The following is a 1,701-nucleotide window of genomic DNA, read 5'->3' on the forward strand; positions in this document are numbered from 1 at the left end:
CACATGCCGCCCGGGGGGCGTGGTGCGGAAGTGGTGGTAGAAGCCGATCACCCCGTGCACCTCGGCGCGGGTCTGGTTCAGGGCCTCGGCGATGATCGGCACCGCCGCCTCGGGAATGAAGCCGAGGCGGTCCTGAATGGCGTGGAGGATGGGCAGCAGGGCCCCCGGCTTGTGCTTGAGGGCGTCGATCTCCGCCTGGATCGACTGCGGCGTCCACTCTCGAGACTCGCTCATCGCGCTCCCCCCGATGCTGGTGGTGTCGGTTTATATATGCACGCCACTTCATATCTAAGAAAGAGCGTGCGTCACGGTGACGGCAACGCTAGCATTGGATCCCTCATCGTAAAATATGAAAGTTTGTTCCTATGAAGCGGATCACCATCACCCCCGCCTGGTACTTCAGCGACGAGGCGGGCAACCAGCTCGACCCGACCCTGTTCCGGCTGCTCGAGGCGGTGCATCGCCACGGCAAGCTGACCCGGGCCGCCGAGGCGGTGGGCATCTCCTACCGGCACGCCTGGAACCTGCTCCACAAGTGGGGGGAGTTCTTCGGCATCCCCCTGGTGGATCTGGCCCGGGGGCGGGGGGCGCGACTCTCGCCGCTGGGCGAGAAGCTGCTGTGGGCCGAGCAGCGGGTGATCGCCCGCCTGGGTCCGCAACTGGAGAGCCTCGGCTCGGAGCTCAACCTGGCCATCCAGCAGCAGCTGGAGGGGGTGCAGCCGGTGCTGCGCCTGCATGCCAGTCACGGCTTCGCCGTGGAGCTGCTGCCGCAGCACCTGCGCGAACCGCGCCTCGACCTGCAGTATTGCAGCCCCCGGGAGGCGCTGGCGGCGCTCAACCGCGGCGCCTGCGACCTGGCCGGCTTCCACCTGCCCCGGGGCGCGGTGGGCGAGGCGGTGAGCCGGGGGTACCGCGATCTGCTCAAGCCGCGCCGCCACCGGGTGATCGGCTTCATCGCCCGTCGCCAGGGGCTGATGGTGGCGCCGGGCAATCCCAAGGGCATCGACGGGTTAGGGTCGCTGGCGGATGAGGCGGTGCGCTTTATCAATCGCCAGGCGGCCTCCGGGACCCGGGCGCTGCTCGACGGCCTGCTGGCCGAGGCGGGGCTGTCGCCCTCGGGGATTCGTGGCTACGAGGTGGAGGAGTACACCCACTCGGCGGTGGCCGCCTATGTGGCCGCCGGCATGGCCGATGTGGGCTTCGGGGTGGAAGCGGCGGCGCGGCGCTTCGGCCTCGACTTCCTGCCCCTGGCCACCGAGGAGTACCTGCTGGTCTGCCATCGGCGCAGCCTGAAGGAGCCGCGCTTCGCCGCCCTGCTCGAGCTGCTCGAGAGCGAGGCCTTCCAGGCCGCGGTGAGGGCGCTGCCGGGCTATGCCCCGCATTGCTGCGGGGAGGTGAGAAGCATCGAGGCGTTGTTCGTGGAATCGGGGTAGCCAGCTACCAGGCTATCGGTCGCCGTCGTCACCGCCGTCGCCGTCGGCATTGCCGGCACCTGCCGAGGCGGCACCGCCCATGGCGCCCTCTCCGGAGTCGCTGGTTTGGCCCTCGCGACTCTGGCCCTCGCTGGCCGCGCCGCCCTCCGCCTGGTCGTCGCCGAGTCCCTCATCGTTCTGCGCGTCACCAGCCGTCTCCACACCGAACAGCACTGCCTCGGGGTTACTCTCGATGGCGGCGTCGAGGCTGTCCCGCGCCGGCGAGCTC

At 69.7% G+C, this 1,701-nt stretch carries 3 protein-coding genes; 1 reads left to right on the forward strand and 2 read right to left on the reverse strand.

Annotation, left to right across the window (positions count from 1 at the left end; genetic code table 11):
* Window positions 1-234 (reverse strand): NAD(P)H-dependent oxidoreductase subunit E (locus tag J5F18_RS08625; RefSeq protein ID WP_346301843.1); only part of this gene is annotated, 234 nt, incomplete at its 3' end.
* Between the two features lie 131 nt (window positions 235-365).
* On the opposite strand from J5F18_RS08625, the gene J5F18_RS08630 reads away from it, so the two are divergent.
* Window positions 366-1,433, forward strand: a complete 1,068-nt coding sequence (locus tag J5F18_RS08630) for a substrate-binding domain-containing protein (RefSeq protein ID WP_346301844.1) — start codon at window positions 366-368, stop codon at window positions 1,431-1,433.
* A 12-nt stretch (window positions 1,434-1,445) separates the two neighbouring features.
* Here J5F18_RS08630 and J5F18_RS08635 read toward each other — a convergent pair.
* Window positions 1,446-1,701: hypothetical protein (locus tag J5F18_RS08635; protein WP_346301845.1), on the reverse strand; the 256-nt coding region annotated here is incomplete at its 5' end.

This window comes from Halomonas sp. BM-2019 (genome assembly GCF_017584085.1).